15 protein-coding genes are annotated in these 14,030 nt (G+C 73.2%); 6 read left to right on the forward strand and 9 right to left on the reverse strand.

Annotated elements, in window-relative coordinates; all coding sequences use genetic code 11:
• Window positions 1-183: 183 nt before the first annotated feature.
• From QC029_RS24370 to QC029_RS24400, 7 genes are all read right to left on the reverse strand, one after another.
• Window positions 184-615: a protein-tyrosine phosphatase family protein gene (locus QC029_RS24370; protein WP_279557924.1), complete on the reverse strand. Its 432-nt coding sequence runs from the start codon at window positions 613-615 to the stop codon at window positions 184-186.
• Complete coding sequence (locus tag QC029_RS24375; protein ID WP_279557925.1) at window positions 612-2,141, reverse strand: type VI secretion protein; 1,530 nt, start codon at window positions 2,139-2,141, stop codon at window positions 612-614. Before QC029_RS24375 ends, QC029_RS24370 begins: the two co-directional genes overlap by 4 nt.
• A 2-nt stretch (window positions 2,142-2,143) precedes the next feature.
• On the reverse strand, window positions 2,144-3,598 hold the full coding sequence (locus QC029_RS24380; protein ID WP_279557926.1) for an ATP-binding protein: 1,455 nt from the start codon (window positions 3,596-3,598) through the stop codon (window positions 2,144-2,146).
• A 16-nt stretch (window positions 3,599-3,614) separates the two neighbouring features.
• Window positions 3,615-5,165, reverse strand: coding sequence for an SCO6880 family protein (locus tag QC029_RS24385; RefSeq protein ID WP_279557927.1), 1,551 nt, complete (start codon window positions 5,163-5,165; stop codon window positions 3,615-3,617).
• The gene (locus tag QC029_RS24390) at window positions 5,162-6,475 is read right to left on the reverse strand and encodes a hypothetical protein (RefSeq protein WP_279557928.1); all 1,314 of its coding nucleotides are present in this window, start codon (window positions 6,473-6,475) and stop codon (window positions 5,162-5,164) included. Before QC029_RS24390 ends, QC029_RS24385 begins: the two co-directional genes overlap by 4 nt.
• Entirely contained in the window at window positions 6,465-7,253 is a 789-nt protein-coding gene (locus tag QC029_RS24395) for a hypothetical protein (protein WP_279557929.1), read from the reverse strand. Before QC029_RS24395 ends, QC029_RS24390 begins: the two co-directional genes overlap by 11 nt.
• A gap of 581 nt (window positions 7,254-7,834) precedes the next feature.
• Window positions 7,835-8,143, reverse strand: coding sequence for a hypothetical protein (locus tag QC029_RS24400; RefSeq protein WP_093658653.1), 309 nt, complete (start codon window positions 8,141-8,143; stop codon window positions 7,835-7,837).
• 109 nt (window positions 8,144-8,252) lie between these two features.
• On the opposite strand from QC029_RS24400, the gene QC029_RS24405 reads away from it, so the two are divergent.
• Window positions 8,253-9,224 (forward strand): bifunctional lytic transglycosylase/C40 family peptidase, encoded by a 972-nt coding sequence (locus QC029_RS24405; protein WP_279557930.1) that lies wholly within the window; start codon window positions 8,253-8,255, stop codon window positions 9,222-9,224.
• A 200-nt stretch (window positions 9,225-9,424) separates the two neighbouring features.
• On the forward strand, window positions 9,425-10,099 hold the full coding sequence (locus QC029_RS24410; protein ID WP_279557931.1) for a phosphatase PAP2 family protein: 675 nt from the start codon (window positions 9,425-9,427) through the stop codon (window positions 10,097-10,099).
• A gap of 139 nt (window positions 10,100-10,238) precedes the next feature.
• On the opposite strand, the gene QC029_RS24415 is transcribed toward QC029_RS24410, so the two are convergent.
• The gene (locus tag QC029_RS24415) at window positions 10,239-10,421 is read right to left on the reverse strand and encodes a hypothetical protein (protein WP_279557965.1); all 183 of its coding nucleotides are present in this window, start codon (window positions 10,419-10,421) and stop codon (window positions 10,239-10,241) included.
• Window positions 10,422-10,508: 87 nt separating this feature from the next.
• Here QC029_RS24415 and QC029_RS24420 point away from each other — a divergent pair, with 87 nt between their 5' ends.
• Entirely contained in the window at window positions 10,509-11,366 is an 858-nt protein-coding gene (locus tag QC029_RS24420) for a hypothetical protein (RefSeq protein ID WP_279557932.1), read from the forward strand.
• Between the two features lie 121 nt (window positions 11,367-11,487).
• On the forward strand, window positions 11,488-11,670 hold the full coding sequence (locus QC029_RS24425) for a hypothetical protein (protein WP_279557964.1): 183 nt from the start codon (window positions 11,488-11,490) through the stop codon (window positions 11,668-11,670).
• 139 nt (window positions 11,671-11,809) lie between these two features.
• Here QC029_RS24425 and QC029_RS24430 read toward each other — a convergent pair whose 3' ends face one another.
• On the reverse strand, window positions 11,810-12,130 hold the full coding sequence (locus QC029_RS24430; RefSeq protein WP_279557933.1) for a metal-sensitive transcriptional regulator: 321 nt from the start codon (window positions 12,128-12,130) through the stop codon (window positions 11,810-11,812).
• 205 nt (window positions 12,131-12,335) lie between these two features.
• Here QC029_RS24430 and QC029_RS24435 point away from each other — a divergent pair, with 205 nt between their 5' ends.
• A complete protein-coding gene (locus QC029_RS24435) occupies window positions 12,336-12,956 on the forward strand; it encodes a DUF47 domain-containing protein (protein ID WP_237877824.1) in 621 nt (206 codons plus the stop codon).
• Window positions 12,957-12,961: 5 nt separating this feature from the next.
• Window positions 12,962-13,957: an inorganic phosphate transporter gene (locus tag QC029_RS24440; protein ID WP_279557934.1), complete on the forward strand. Its 996-nt coding sequence runs from the start codon at window positions 12,962-12,964 to the stop codon at window positions 13,955-13,957.
• Window positions 13,958-14,030 lie beyond the last annotated feature (73 nt).

A 14,030-nucleotide genomic window follows, 5' to 3' on the forward strand; every position in this document is an offset into this window, starting at 1 on the left:
CCGTGTGGGAGAGTAGGACGCCGCCGAACAATGTGGGTGGAGAGGGCCCCGCCGGCATGCCGGCGGGGCCCTCTCTTTTTTGGTGTGTCCGGGGTGGTGTGGTGTCCGGGGATTGGGTTCCGGGGGCCGCGCCACCCCTCTTCTTTTTTCGCGTCCGGCGGGCAGCCCTCCGGCGGTGCCGGGTCAGGCCGGGAAGCGGTGGACGAAGCGGCGTTGCCAGGGGGTCTCGACGGCACGCGGGGAGTAGTGCCTCCTGACGTGGGCGACGGCTTCGCGGCCCGGCATTCCGTCCAGTACGGCGAGGCAGGCCAGTGCCGTACCGGTACGGCCGTATCCGCCGCCGCAGGCGATCTCGACGCGTTCGGTCCCCGCTCGCTCCCATGCCTCGCGCAGTGCCTCGGAGGCCGCCGTGCGGTCCGACGGCAGCCGGAAGTCGGGCCAGTGGATCCAGCGGGACTCCCATGCCACGGCCGATGGTTCCCGGCCCAGGAGGTACAGCGCGAAGGCGGGGGCAGGCCCCTCGGGGAGGGGACGGCGCAGTCCGCGGCCCCGGACGAGCCGGCCGGACGGCAGCCGCAGCACGCCCGCCGCCGCAGGGTCCCAGGTGGTGGTCACGGCGTGGGCCTCGGCACCGCCGGCCCGGTCTCGGCGAGCCGCGGCCACCAGACGTGCGCCTGCGCCTCGGAGCGGAGCAGCGCCAGGGTGGGCATGCCCATCGCCTCGCCGTTCACCAGGAGGTCGGGGAGCTGGGGGATGGGGGCCACCGCCGCGACGTTGTGGAGCACGAGGGCGAGTGGTGGGTCGAGCCGACCGGCGGATGACCCTGCGGCCATGCGGCGGCCGTGCTCGACCACGCTCGCGGTGAGAGCCGTGAGGAGCGGCATCGTGCCGGGGGCGCGGCGCGGGTCCTCGACGGTTTCGCCCACGACATAGAGCGTTCCCCCTTCGGCCGCAAAGGATTCCAGGGCGGCCGAATCCGCGCGGGATGCCGTACAGGCGTTGCGGACGTGGAGTCGGGAGAGGCCGGCCAGTGCGCCGCGGATGAGGTGGACGGCGGCGTCCCGGCGCTCCGGGTGGGCGATCAGGGTCGCCTCCAGCTCGCCCGCCGCGCCCGACGCCGCCTTGGGGTGCGTGCGCAGGATCCGGACGGCCTCGGTGGTGGAGCCCGCGGTGGCGCCGGCCCAGCGGTGGACCTGGCGGAACGGCTCGCCGGCGACGGCCGCGGCGTGGAGCCAGCATCCCAGGAGCGTCTCGGCGGCGCCGTGGACGGCCGCGTCCGCGCGGGCGGGGCTGCGTACGGGGGCGAGCAGGGCGGCGGCCCGGACGGCGGCGGTACGGCGGTCCTCGCAGCCGTGGTGGGGCGACCAGCGCAGGCGTACGGGGGCGTCGGTGCGCTGGTCCGGGTCGTAGAGGTGGACGGGGCCGAGCTTGGCGCGGGCCCCCACGGTCTCCGACCACAGGGTGGGGTCGGCGGTCACGACGAGGGCGGCGCCGGGGGCGGCGCGCAGGGCGTCGGCCGCGCGGCCGACGTGGGTGGTGCCGTACTCGATGCCTGCGGGCGGGCCGGAGAACGCCTCGGGGACGGGGTGGGCCCGTACGGGCGTCGGAGGGGGCGCTGGAGCCGTCGCGGGGATGGCGTGGGGTTCGGCGTGAGGTTCGGGGGCCGCGGGCTCGGGGAGGGGCGCCGTGGCCGTCTCGTGGGGCGCGGGCAGGGGCACGGACGCGGGCGCGGGCGGAGCGCCCGCGCGCCGGGCCGCGCGCAGGGCCCGTCGGCGGGCGACGGTACCGGCGACGAAGAAGCCCAGGACCGTGAGGACCATCGCCTGGCTGACGAGGATCCCCCAGAACAGGCCGGGGCCCGGCAGGGCGGCGGCCTCGGCGGCGGGCCAGGCGGCGGCCAGGTCGCCCGGCTCGGAGACGAGCGCGCGCATGGCCGTCGGGGTGTCGACGAAGGCGACGCCCCGCGGCCACGAGCCGTGGGCGAGGACGCCGGCCAGCCCGGCGGCCGTCCAGCACAGGGTGGTGAGACCCAGCAGGAAGCCGATGAGGCCGAGCAGCAGGCCGTCGGGGATGCCGCGCTCCGGCGGGGCACCCGTACCGCCGTCCCGCGCCCCTCGTGCTCCGCCCCGGCCCCGCGCCACCGTCAGGCCACCGTCTCGTCGGCGCGTGCGAGCCGTTCCATCGCGGCCGCGCGGGACTCGGTCTCGGCGTCGAGGTCGTCGGCCAGGGTGTCCTCCAGGGACGAGCGCGGGGAGGAGCCCGCCGAGGGGGCGGGCGAGGAGTCCGGCGAGGAGGATTCCGTCATGGCGCGGTCGGTGAAGACCAGCGGGCGCTCGGCCTCGGTGATCAGGTGTTTGACGACCTGGACGTTGCCGTTGACGTCCCAGACGGCGATGCCGGGGGTGAGCGTGGGGATGATCTCCACGGCCCAGCGCGGCAGGCCCAGCACCTTTCCGGTGGCCCGTGCCTCGTCGGCCTTCTGGGCATAGACGGTGCGGGTGGAGGCCATCTTGAGGATGGCGGCCGCCTCCCTGGCCGCCGCGCCGTCGACGACGTCGGACAGGTGGTGGACGACCGCGACGAACGACAGGCCGAGCCGCCGGCCGAACTTCAGCAGGCGCTGGAAGAGCTGGGCGACGAACGGGCTGTTGATGATGTGCCACGCCTCCTCGACCAGGAAGATGCGCTTCCTGCGATCGGGGCGGATCCAGGTGTGCTCCAGCCAGACGCCGACGATGGCCATCAGGATCGGCATGGCGATGGAGTTGCGGTCGATGTGGGAGAGGTCGAAGACGATCAGGGGCGCGTCGAGGTCGATGCCCACGGTCGTCGGGCCGTCGAACATGCCGCGCAGGTCGCCGTCGACCAGCCGGTCGAGGACGAGGGCCACGTCCAGGCCCCAGGCGCGGACGTCCTCCAGGGCGACGTTCATCGCCTCGGCGGACTCCGGTTCGGGGTGGCGCAGTTGCTCGACTATGTCGGTGAGGACGGGCTGGCGGCCGGTGACGGTCTCGTTGACGTAGGAGTGGGCGACCTTCAGGGCGAAGCCGGCGCGCTCGTCGAGGCCGTGGCCCATGGCGACCTCGATGATGGTGCGCAGCAGGGCGAGCTGGCCGGTGGTGGTGATGGACGGGTCCAGCGGGTTGAGGCGGATGCCCCGGTCGAGCGCGGCCATCGGGTCCAGGCGGATGGGGGTGATGCCCATCTGCTCGGCGATCAGGTTCCACTCGCCGACGCCGTCCTCGCCCTGGGCGTCCAGGACGACGACCTGGCGGTCGCGGAAGCGCAGCTGGCGCAGGACGTAGGTCTTCTCCAGGGCCGACTTGCCGTTGCCGGACTCGCCCAGGACCAGCCAATGGGGGGCCGGGAGCTGCTGGCCGTAGAGCTGGAAGGGGTCGTAGATGTAGCCCTTGCCGCTGTAGACCTCGCGGCCGATGATCACGCCGGAGTCGCCCAGGCCGGGCGCGGCGGTGGGCAGGTAGACGGCCTGCGCCTGGCCGGTGGAGGTGCGCACGGGCAGGCGGGTGGTCTCGGTCTTGCCGAAGACGAAGCTGGTGAAGGCGTCGGTGACGGCGGTCAGCGGATCGAACGCGGCCATGGTGGGTTGCGCCTCCTCAGCGGCGGATGCCGGTCGCGAACGGCAGGGTGTTCACGAACGCACGGTGATGCTCGCGGTCGCACCACTCCAGCTTCAAGTAGCTCTTTCCGGCCGATGCCCGGATGGTGCGCTTGTCACGTGCCAGGGCGTCGGGGTTGCGGGAGGAGACGGTGATGTAGCCGACGAGGTTGACGCCGGCGGCGCCGGAGGCCAGGTCCTGGCCGCGCTGGTCGACGCGGCTGTGGGCGGCCACGTCGCGGGGGTCGACGGTGCGGTTCATCTTGGCGGCGCGGCTGGCCTCGGCCTCGTCGTTGGTCTTCTCCGTGAGCATGCGCTCGATGGCGACCTCGGTGGGCTCCAGGTCCATGCAGACGGCGACGGTGCGGATCACGTCGGGGGTGTGGACGAGCAGCGGCGCCAGGAAGTTGACGCCCACGGGGGTCATCGGCCACTCCTTGACCCAGGCGGTGGCGTGGCACCAGGGGGCGCGGGTGGCGGACTCGCGGGTCTTGGCCTGGAGGTGCGTCGGCTCGGAGGCGTCCAGCTCGGCGGGCCAGGCGTTGCGGCGGCTCATGGCCTGGATGTGGTCGATGGGGTGGTCCGGGTCGTACATGGAGTGGATCAGGGAGGCCACGCGGGCCTGGCCCAGCGGCTGCCGCACCCTGATGTCCGCCTCGGTGAGGCGGGCGCAGATGTCGGTGAGCTCGCGGGCCATGACGACGGCCAGGCCCTCGTCGCGGGTGAGGCGGCGGCCGGTGGAGGCGCGGGTGGCCTTGGCGATCGCGGTGGCCTCGGCGGCCAGGTCGCGGGTGTAGTGCATGCAGGCCACGAGGTAGGCGCGGTGCTGCTCGCTGGAGGTGGAGACCATCGACAGCAGTTGCTCGTAGGAGTCCCGCAGCCAGGGCGCGGCCCGCTCGTCGCCGCGCTGGGCGACGTCCTTGGCGTGGGCGTCGGGGTCGGCGGGGAGGGTGCGGGCGAGCATCTGGAGGCGGGTGACGAAGCCGTCGCCGTTGGCCACGTGCTTGAGGAGGGTGCCGAAGCGGTCGACGAGGGCCTCCTGGTCCTCGCTGTCGCGCAGGCCCACGCCCGGTCCCTCGATCTCGATGGCGGCGGTGACGGTGCGCCGGTCGGCGTGGAGGAGGACGGCGATCTCGTCGGGGCCGAAGGGCGCGGACAGCCAGTTGACGCGGCCGACGCCGGGGGGCGGCGGGACGTCCACCTCGGTGCCGTCGAGCCGGGTGCCGGCCTCGGCGGCGGCCGAGCGGTAGGTGGTGCCGCGGCGCAGCAGGCGGCGGTAGCTGCGGTTGATCTCGAACCACCTGTAGTACGTACGGCCGTTGTAGGGGACGTACACCGCGGCCAGGGCGAGCAGCGGGAAGCCGACGAGCAGGGCGATGCGCAGCGACAGGACGGGAACGAGGAGCCCGCTCATCATGCCGAGGAAGGCGCCCGCGATGATCAGCGCGATCTCGCCCGTCTCCCGGTTCCTGCCGACGATGGCGTTGGGACGGGCGCGCCCGATCATGTACGTGCGGCGCGGTGCGACGGTGTGGGACGGGGTCGTCACCCGCGATCACCTCCGGTGCGAGGGCTGGTGCCGCCGCCACCGCTGCCCGTGCGGGGCGGGGGCGGCGCGGTGGGCTGGGAGGTCTGGGCGCCGCGCGAGGCGTGGGCGGCCACTCCGCCGGCCATCGGGTTGGCGGGCCGGGGGGTGGCGCCGGACTGCCCGCCACCGCCGCCCGCGTCGGCGCCGCCGCGGGCGCTGTGGGTGTTGATGCCCTGGCGCAGCATGGCGGCGGGGGAGGAGACGACGGCGGCGGCCGTACGGGAGGCGGGGTCGGCGCTGGCGTTGCGCTGGCGGACGATCTCGTCGCCGAAGCCGGGGACGAAGCGGTAGATCATGGCGCTGGCGAAGATGGCGAGCAGGATGATCGCCAGGCCGGAGACGATCGCGGAGAAGGCGTTGGGGCCCTCGTCGGAGGCGAGCGCCCCGGCGAGGCCGAGGACGATGACGATGACCGGCTTGACGAGGATCACCGCGATCATGATGCCCGCCCAGCGGCGTACGTGGCCCCACAGGTTCTTGTCGACGAGTCCGGCGTAGACGACCGTGCCCAGCAGGGCGCCGACGTACAGCAGGGCGGCGCGGATGACGAGTTCGAGCCAGAGCACGCCGGCGGCGAGGACGGAGACGAGGGAGACGACGATCAGCATGACGGGCCCGCCGCCGATGTCGTCGCCCTTCTTGAGGGCCTCGGAGAAGGAGCCGAAGAACTTGTCGGTGTCGGAGCCGGCGCCCGCGGCGATCACGTCGGTGACGGCGTCGGTCGCGGTGACCAGGGTGTAGAGGATCAGGGGGGTGAAGGCGGAGGCCAGGACCGTCAGCCACAGGAAGCCGATGGCCTCGGTGAGGGCCTCGGTGAGGGGGATGCCGCGGACGGCGCGCTTGGCGACGGCCAGCAGCCACAGGACGAGGGTGAGGATCGTCGAGGCGGCGAAGACGACGGCGTACTGGCGCAGGAAGGCGGCGTTGGTGAAGTCGACGGTGGCGGTGGAGGAGACGGCCTCGGAGAGCTTGTCGACGATCCAGGCGGCGGCGTCGGCGCAGCCCCGGGCGAGGGAGGCGAGGGGGTCGAGGGTGGACAGGGGGTCGGCGTCGCCGCCGGAGCCGCCGGTGGCGTTCTCGCCCTGCTCGCAGACGTCCCGGGCGGAGCCGGGGACGATCTCGCACTCGCTGCGGTCCCGCTCCTCGTCGGCCGGCGGGGACGGGGTGGGGTCGGCGGCCGCACGGGTGGCCAGCCAGAGCCCCGCGGCCTGTACGCCCGCCAGGATCGCGGCGAGCGACAGGGCGCGGCGGCCGGCTCGGTCAACGGGCATAGGTGAACCCTCCGTACTCGTCGACGGCCTTGCTGATGTCCTCGGCTGTGGAGGCCCGGAGGTCGCCCGGCACGGGGGCGGGGCCGTCCTTCTGGGAGTCCTCGGCGATCTTCCAGTCCGATCCGGTCCAGCGCAGCCGGAAGGTCCAGGTCTTCCAGGTGGTGGTCACGGGGAAGGTCGACTCCTCGCCGGCCATGCCGATCAGACCCGTGTACCAGACCTCGACGGTGGCGCCGTCGTCCCCGTACTCCGCCACCTTGGTGCCGACGGGGACGGTGCGCGAGACGAAGGTCATGCCGTCGGGGGCCTCGCCCTGCGGGGTGAGGCCCAGGCGCTCGAGGAAGGCCCGCGAGTACGCCTTGTCCTGCAGGCCCTTGACGCGGGCGGCGGCCTCGGGGGTGTAGAGGGCGTCGACGAGCATGTGCCGGTGCTCGGTCTCGAACATGCCCGTACCGCCCAGCGCCACCGCGTAGTTGGCCGCCGCGCTCTGGGCGCCCTGCTCGGTGCGGGGGAAGCCCGCGGGGACGCCGCCCGACCGGCCGGTGACGGGGCGTTCGCCGGTGGGGGCGGTGGGCCGGGCGTCGTCGCGCACGCTCTGTCCGCCGCCCGGCGAGCCGTCGCCTCCGCCCCTGTTGGCGAAGGCGAGGGCCGCGACCAGCAGGACGACGACGCCCACCACCGTCACCATGCTGCGGCCCACGCGGACCGGCTGCCGTCTGGGCCCGTCGTACGCGTCGACGACGTCGTCCCCGTACCCGCCATCGCCGCCGATGCTCATCGTGCGCGTGCCCTCTCGGTCGCCCGGGCGACGCCCGGTTGTCGTCGTGCCCTCTCCATGACGTTAACTCCGCCGCGGCGGTTGTGGGGCCGGTGTGTGCAGGATCGCTTCCGCACCGTGAGCGGCGCATCGGCGTGCCCGGTCCGGTGACGCCGTCGTGCGCCGCCGGTTGCGCCGCGGCGGTGGGGGCGGGAGGGCGTCCGGAGTGGGGGGCGGATCCTGGGCTGGTGCATCGCTGCGGTGCTCTTTTTCCTGGTGGGTGGGGCCGGCCGGGCGGTGGCGGCCCTCCGGGCGCGGCGGGGCGCGGCGCCCCGCCGTCCGCCGCGGGTCCGGCGCCGGCGGGCGGGGCGCCCGGACGGTGCGCCGCCCCGTCTACCGCTACGGACGTGGCGGGTCTCACGGGGCGTCCAGCGGGCCACCGGCCGGGACGCGTACCGCCGCCGGTCCGCGTACGGGCGGGTTCCCGACCCGCCGTCAGGCGCGCCGGTGCGCCCGGGAGTCGGGCGCCGGGAGGCGGGGGCCGGGGGGTCGGGGGGAGTGGGGGAGGGCGCCCGGGGGACGGCGGACGGGGCGGCGGGCGGCTACACGGCCATGCCGTAGACGATCGTGAAGAGCGTGCCGAGGGACCCGATGATGAAGACCCCGGTCAGGCCCGCCACGATCAGGCCCTTGCCCTGCTCCGCGCTGAAGGTGTCGCGCAGCGCCGTGGCGCCGATGCGCTGCTTGGCCGCGCCCCAGATGGCGATGCCGAGGCAGAGGAGGATGGCGACGGCCATCACGACCTCGATCATCACGCGGGCCTCGTTGCCCAGTGACCCGAACGGGCCCCAGTCAGGAGCGATCCCGCCGATGATGGTGGTGATGTCGCCCTTTTCGGCTGCCAGAAACATGGTGTGTCACCGCCCCTGGTGGGTTGTTGGAAATGCGCTTCACTTGGATTCTGACACGGTTGCGGCCGAATCGGCAGTGAACTCCTTTCGGATGGGGGAGGGTTGAGGGGTGCGGAAGGCATGGGTGGCGATCGGGGTCGGCGTCGGACTCGTCATGTGCTTCCTGGCGCTGCTCGTGGTGGGCACGTACAGCGCCGCGTCGAACCTCTTCGGCGGGCGGGGCGGGACGGTCGCGCTGGCGAAGAACGCGGTGCCGGCGGCGTACCGGCCCCTGGTGCAGAAGTGGGGCAACTACTGCCCGGCGCTCAACCCGGCGCTGCTGGCCGCCCAGCTCTTCCAGGAGAGCGGCTGGAACCCCCGGGCGCAGAGCCCGGCGGAGGCGCAGGGCATCGCCCAGTTCATCCCGGGCACGTGGGCGGTCCACGGCATCGACGGCGACGGCGACGGGGACCGCGACGTGTGGGACCCGGCCGACGCGATCCCGTCGGCGGCGAAGTACGACTGCACGCTGGCGAAGGACGTCAAGGGGGCCTCCGGCGACCCGACGGACAACATGCTGGCCGCCTACAACGCGGGCCCCTACGCGGTGGTGCGGTACGACGGCGTGCCGCCGTACCGCGAGACGCAGAACTACGTGAAGGTCATCCGGAAGCTGGAGAAGAGCTTCGCGGCGCCCGCCGGGCGCCTGTCGCCGACGCGGCAGGCCGCCGGGGCGATCGACTTCGCCCAGAAGCGGCTGGGGACGCCGTACCTGTGGGGCGGTGACGGCACGCCGGAGGACGGCGGGCGGTTCGACTGCTCGGGCCTGACGAAGGCGGCGTACGCGAGCGTGGGGATCGAGCTGCCGCGCGTCGCCAACGACCAGTGGAACACCGGTCCGCACCCGAGGCGGAACGAGCTGCTCCCGGGCGATCTGGTCTTCTTCGCGCACGATCTGAACGACTCGCGGTCGATCCACCACGTGGGGATCTACGTGGGCGGTGGCTATATGATCGACGCGCCGTACACGGGCGCGGTGATCCGCTTCGATCCGATCGACTCCCCCGACTACTTCGGGGCGACGAGGCCCACGGCGTCGTGACCTCCGGGGCGGCCGATGCCCCGGTGACGTGGTGTGCGGGACGCGACTCCCGGGCCGCGGCGCGGGTCACCCTCCGATAACGTCCGGGTGATCGTTCGGTGGAGGTTGGAACGCGCGGCCGGGGCAGGGCGTTTCCTTGACCGGAACGGGCATTCCGCTACCACGGGGGTCGGCAGCGAAGAGTGAGGGGCAGCATCGCGATGGCTGAATGGGACAACCCCGACGTCGAGCTGCTCTACGACATCAACGGATTGGCCAGGGAGGCCCCCGCCTGGGCCGACCACCTCATGGAGTACGTCGGCGAGTACGGCACCGTCGCGGCGCTGGCGCTGATGGGCGTGTGGGCCTGGTGGACCGCGCGGCGCCGCCCGGACGCGGTGTCGGCGGTGGCCGGACTGGTCTGGGCGCCGCTGGCGGCCGGCGTGGCGCTGCTGGTGAACGTGCCGATCCGGGGGTTCGTGGAGCGGCCCAGACCCTTCCTGACCCATGACGGGCTGGAGGTGCTGGTGGACGGGAAGCGGGACTTCTCGTTCGTCAGCGACCACGCGACGCTGGCGATGGCGCTGGCCGTGGGGATCTTCATGGTGAACCGCAGGCTGGGCCTGGTCGGGATCCTGGTGGCGGTCTTCGCCGGGTTCTGCCGGGTCTACATGGGGGTGCACTACCCCACCGACGTGATCGGCGGCCTGGCGCTGGGCACGGCCGTGGCGCTGCTGCTGGCCCCGGCGGCGATGGCGCTGCTGACGCCGCTGCTGCGCGCGGTGGCCTCCTCGCCGCGGATCGGCCGGCTGGTGAGCGCGGTCCCGGAGGCGGCGGCGCGGGACGAGGCTCCGGGGGCGGAGCGCCGCTCGTACGACCGGGACCTGGCCGCCTGAGACCGGAGAGCGCCCGGGGATGGCGGGCGTCCGCGGGAGACAACGGCGGGAGACACAGCGGGAGACAACGGCGGGAGACACGGCCGCCGGGGCGCACGCTCCGGCGGCCGTTCGCTCTGCCGGGGGTTCCCGGCCCCCTTCACGCCCCCCGGTGGTCCGCGGCGTCCGCGCGGGCGCGCCCGCGTGCCCGCCGGGCCGGGCCGCGCCACCCGCAGGTGCAGGTCGCGCTGCAGAACGGGCCCTTCTCCGTCGTCGAGACCAGGTGCTCCTCCGGAGGCGCCGGCCGCTGCGGCGGCACCCCCTGGCTGTTCTCCTGCTGCACACGACCACGGTACCGGCCGTGACGGCGGCCGGTGGGCGTCGTTAGTCGGATCGAGTTCCGAGACGTGTCCTTGGGGGTCGGCAGACGATGGTGGTGGAGCGGGGGCTGAAGGGCGGGACCGCGGTGGCCGGCGCGGTCTGCGCCGGGATGGCGCTGGTGGCCCTGGCCACCGCCGGGTGTTCCGGGCAGGGGGCCGCCGCCGCCGACGTGAGCGCCGCCGAGGCGCGGGCCGCCGTGCGGAAGGCGGCCGAGGTGCTGGCGAGGTCGGGCACCTCCCGGACGCGTACGGCGGTGGAGATGACCAACGGCGGCACCCGCGTCACCATCCGGGGTGCGGGCGTCTTCGACTACGGGGAGCGGACGGGGCGGCTGAGGGTGGTGCTGCCGGGCGAGGCCACCGGCGAGGAAGGGCGCCGCCCCATCGTGGAACTGGTCACACCGGGCGCGCTGTACATGCGGAACCGGGGCGCGGGCGTGCCCGACGGCAAGTGGGTGCGCGTGGACACGGCCACCCTGCCCGACGGGAACCTGGTCACCGGGGGCGCCACCGACCCGATCAGCGCCGCCGAACTGCTGCGCGGCGTGCGGTCGGCGTCGTTCCGGGGGGAGGAGCGGCTGCACGGGGAGACGGTGCGGCACTACCGGGGCACCGTGGACCTCGCGGCGGCGGCGAGGGAGGCGGAGCCGCGCTCGCGCCGGCAGCTGGCCGCCGCGGCGGAGGGGCTCTCCCGCCGGACGGTGGTCTTCGACGCGTACGTGGACGAACGGGGGCGGCTGCGCAAGGTCCGGCACCGCTTCGCCTTCCCGCACACGGCGGGCGCTCCGGGCCGGGAGGGGGAGGTCTCGGTGGTCTCCACGACGGCGCTGTACGGCTTCGGGGTGCCGGTGGAGGTCGAGTTGCCGGAGCCGGAGGACATCTACACCGGGAGGATCGCCGCGCCGTAGCGGAGGCGTCCGGGCGTAGCCGGGGACGGTGGCGCGAAATGGTCCGGACGTGCCATGCGCGGAGGGCGCGCTCCTTCCTACTCTGGAGTTCGGGCGCGCAGGAGGGGACCCGGAGGAGGTGGTGCGTGTGTCCGGCAGGAGCGGCGGTCCACTGGTCCAGGACCACGTGGCCCTCGACGAGATCGAGCTCTACGGGGAGCTGATGATCGCGGCGTCGACCGCGGCCGAGGACCGGCTCAGCCCCGCCCGCATCGACGAGGTGCTGCGGGTCGGGCGCGACCACGAGCGGAAGGGCCGCGGCTAGCCGCATCGCCCCGCGGCCCGCCCCGGCGGGCGTGTGCCGGCCGCGTATCGCCGCGTACCGCCGTGTGCCGGCCGCACGCCGGAGCTGCGGAACCACGGGTTCCGGTGTCCGGCCCCGTGCGTGCGCGCGCCGGCGCGCGTCAGGTGCGCAGCAGCCGGGCGATGGCGGCCGTGGCCTCCTCCACCTTGGCGTCGATCTCGGTGCCGCCCTCGGTGGCCGCGTGGGCCACGCAGTGGCGCAGGTGCTCCTCCAGCAGCTGGAGGGCGAAGGACTGGAGCGCCTTGGTGGACGCCGAGACCTGGGTGAGTATGTCGATGCAGTAGACGTCCTCCTCGACCATGCGCTGCAGGCCCCGGATCTGGCCCTCGATCCGGCGGAGCCGCTTGAGGTGGGCGTCCTTCTCCTTGGCGTAGCCGTGCGGACCGTGGGCGGTCTCTGGACGGGCGTCGGTGGTCGTCATACGGTCCTCCCGTGGTCCCCGTGAGGATCAATACCCCCACTGGGTATATGGTACCGAATGTTCCGATCTGTGGTGATGAGATGGCGGATCCCCGGGTACGGAGCGTGTGGTCCGATGGGTGACACTGAAGGACGCCGGTTCAATCCGACCGGATGATGCGCCTAGCATCATCGAGACCGACAACGATGCACCTCGAGGAATCCCAGTGCGCTTTCGTCTGACCCCCAGGGAGACGAGCTTCTATGACATGTTCGCGGCTTCCGCGGACAACATCGTCACAGGTTCGAAGCTCCTGATGGAACTGCTCGGGGCGGAGACCTCGGCCCGGGCCGAGATCTCGGAGCGCATGCGTGCGGCCGAGCACGCCGGTGACGACGCCACCCACGCGATCTTCCACCAGCTGAACTCCTCGTTCATCACGCCGTTCGACCGCGAGGACATCTACCGGCTCGCGTCGTCCCTCGACGACATCATGGACTTCATGGAGGAGGCCGTCGACCTCGTCGTCCTCTACCAGATCGAGGAGCTGCCCAAAGGCGTGGAGCAGCAGATCGAGGTCCTGGCGCGGGCGGCCGAGCTGACCGCCGAGGCGATGCCGAACCTGCGGACGATGGCCAACCTCACCGAGTACTGGATCGAGGTCAACCGGCTGGAGAACCAGGCCGACCAGATCCACCGCAAGCTGCTGGCCCACCTGTTCAACGGCAAGTACGACGCGATCGAGGTCCTCAAGCTCAAGCAGATCGTGGATGTCCTGGAGGAGGCGGCCGACGCCTTCGAGCACGTGGCGAACACGGTGGAGACCATCGCCGTCAAGGAGTCCTGAACCACGTGGACACCTTCGCGCTCGTCGTGACCGTCGGGGTCGCGCTCTTCTTCACGTACACCAACGGCTTCCACGACTCGGCGAACGCCATCGCCACCTCCGTCTCCACGCGCGCGCTCACCCCCCGGGCCGCGCTGCTGATGGCGGCCGTGATGAACCTGGCGGGCGCCTTCCTGGGCAGCGGTGTCGCCAAGACGGTCAGCGAGGGGCTCATCGAGACCCCGGACGGCCAGAGCGGAATGGCGATCCTGTTCGCCGCGCTGGTCGGGGCGATCACCTGGAACATGATCACCTGGTACTTCGGCCTGCCGTCCTCCTCCTCGCACGCCCTGTTCGGCGGCATGGTGGGCGCGGCGCTGGCGGGCGGCATCGCGGTGTACTGGTCCGGGGTCCTCCAGAAGATCGTCATCCCGATGTTCGTCTCGCCGGTGGTCGGGCTGCTGCTCGGCTACCTGGTGATGGTGGTCATCATGTGGATGTTCCGCAAGGCCAACCCGCACAAGGCCAAGCGCGGCTTCCGCATGGCGCAGACGGTCTCGGCGGCCGGCATGGCGCTCGGCCACGGTCTGCAGGACGCGCAGAAGACGATGGGCATCGTGGTGATGGCCCTGGTGATCGCGGACGTCCAGGACCACGGCCAGATCCCGATCTGGGTCAAGATCTCCTGCGCGCTGATGCTGTCGCTGGGCACGTACGCCGGCGGCTGGCGGATCATGCGGACGCTGGGGCGCCGGATCATCGAGCTGGACCCGCCGCAGGGCTTCGCCGCGGAGACGACGGCGGCGTCGGTCATGTACACGGCCTCGTTCATGTTCCACGCGCCGATCTCCACCACCCATGTGATCACCTCCGCCATCATGGGCGTGGGCGCCACCAAGCGCGTCAGCGCGGTGCGCTGGGGGGTCGCGAAGAACATCGTGCTCGGCTGGTTCATCACGATGCCGGCCGCCGCCGCGGTGGCGGCGGTGAGCTACTGGGCGGTGAAGCTGGTCATGGCCTGAGCCCGTGGCCGCCGCCGCGGGCCGGAGGCACAGGACGCCCGCCCCCCGGGATCCGGGGGGCGGGCGTTTCGTC

Source organism: Streptomyces sp. DH37, assembly GCF_029813835.1.
Taxonomy (GTDB): Bacteria; Actinomycetota; Actinomycetes; order Streptomycetales; family Streptomycetaceae; genus Streptomyces.

Coding starts and splice junctions, on each gene's coding strand:
- QC029_RS24380 (WP_279557926.1), bottom strand. CDS start 3,598: ATGGCCGCGTTCGATCCGCTGACCGCCGTCACCGACGCCTTCACCAGC.
- QC029_RS24390 (WP_279557928.1), bottom strand. CDS start 6,475: ATGCCCGTTGACCGAGCCGGCCGCCGCGCCCTGTCGCTCGCCGCGATC.
- QC029_RS24395 (WP_279557929.1), bottom strand. CDS start 7,253: ATGAGCATCGGCGGCGATGGCGGGTACGGGGACGACGTCGTCGACGCG.
- QC029_RS24400 (WP_093658653.1), bottom strand. CDS start 8,143: ATGTTTCTGGCAGCCGAAAAGGGCGACATCACCACCATCATCGGCGGG.
- QC029_RS24410 (WP_279557931.1), top strand. CDS start 9,425: ATGGCTGAATGGGACAACCCCGACGTCGAGCTGCTCTACGACATCAAC.
- QC029_RS24420 (WP_279557932.1), top strand. CDS start 10,509: ATGGTGGTGGAGCGGGGGCTGAAGGGCGGGACCGCGGTGGCCGGCGCG.
- QC029_RS24430 (WP_279557933.1), bottom strand. CDS start 12,130: ATGACGACCACCGACGCCCGTCCAGAGACCGCCCACGGTCCGCACGGC.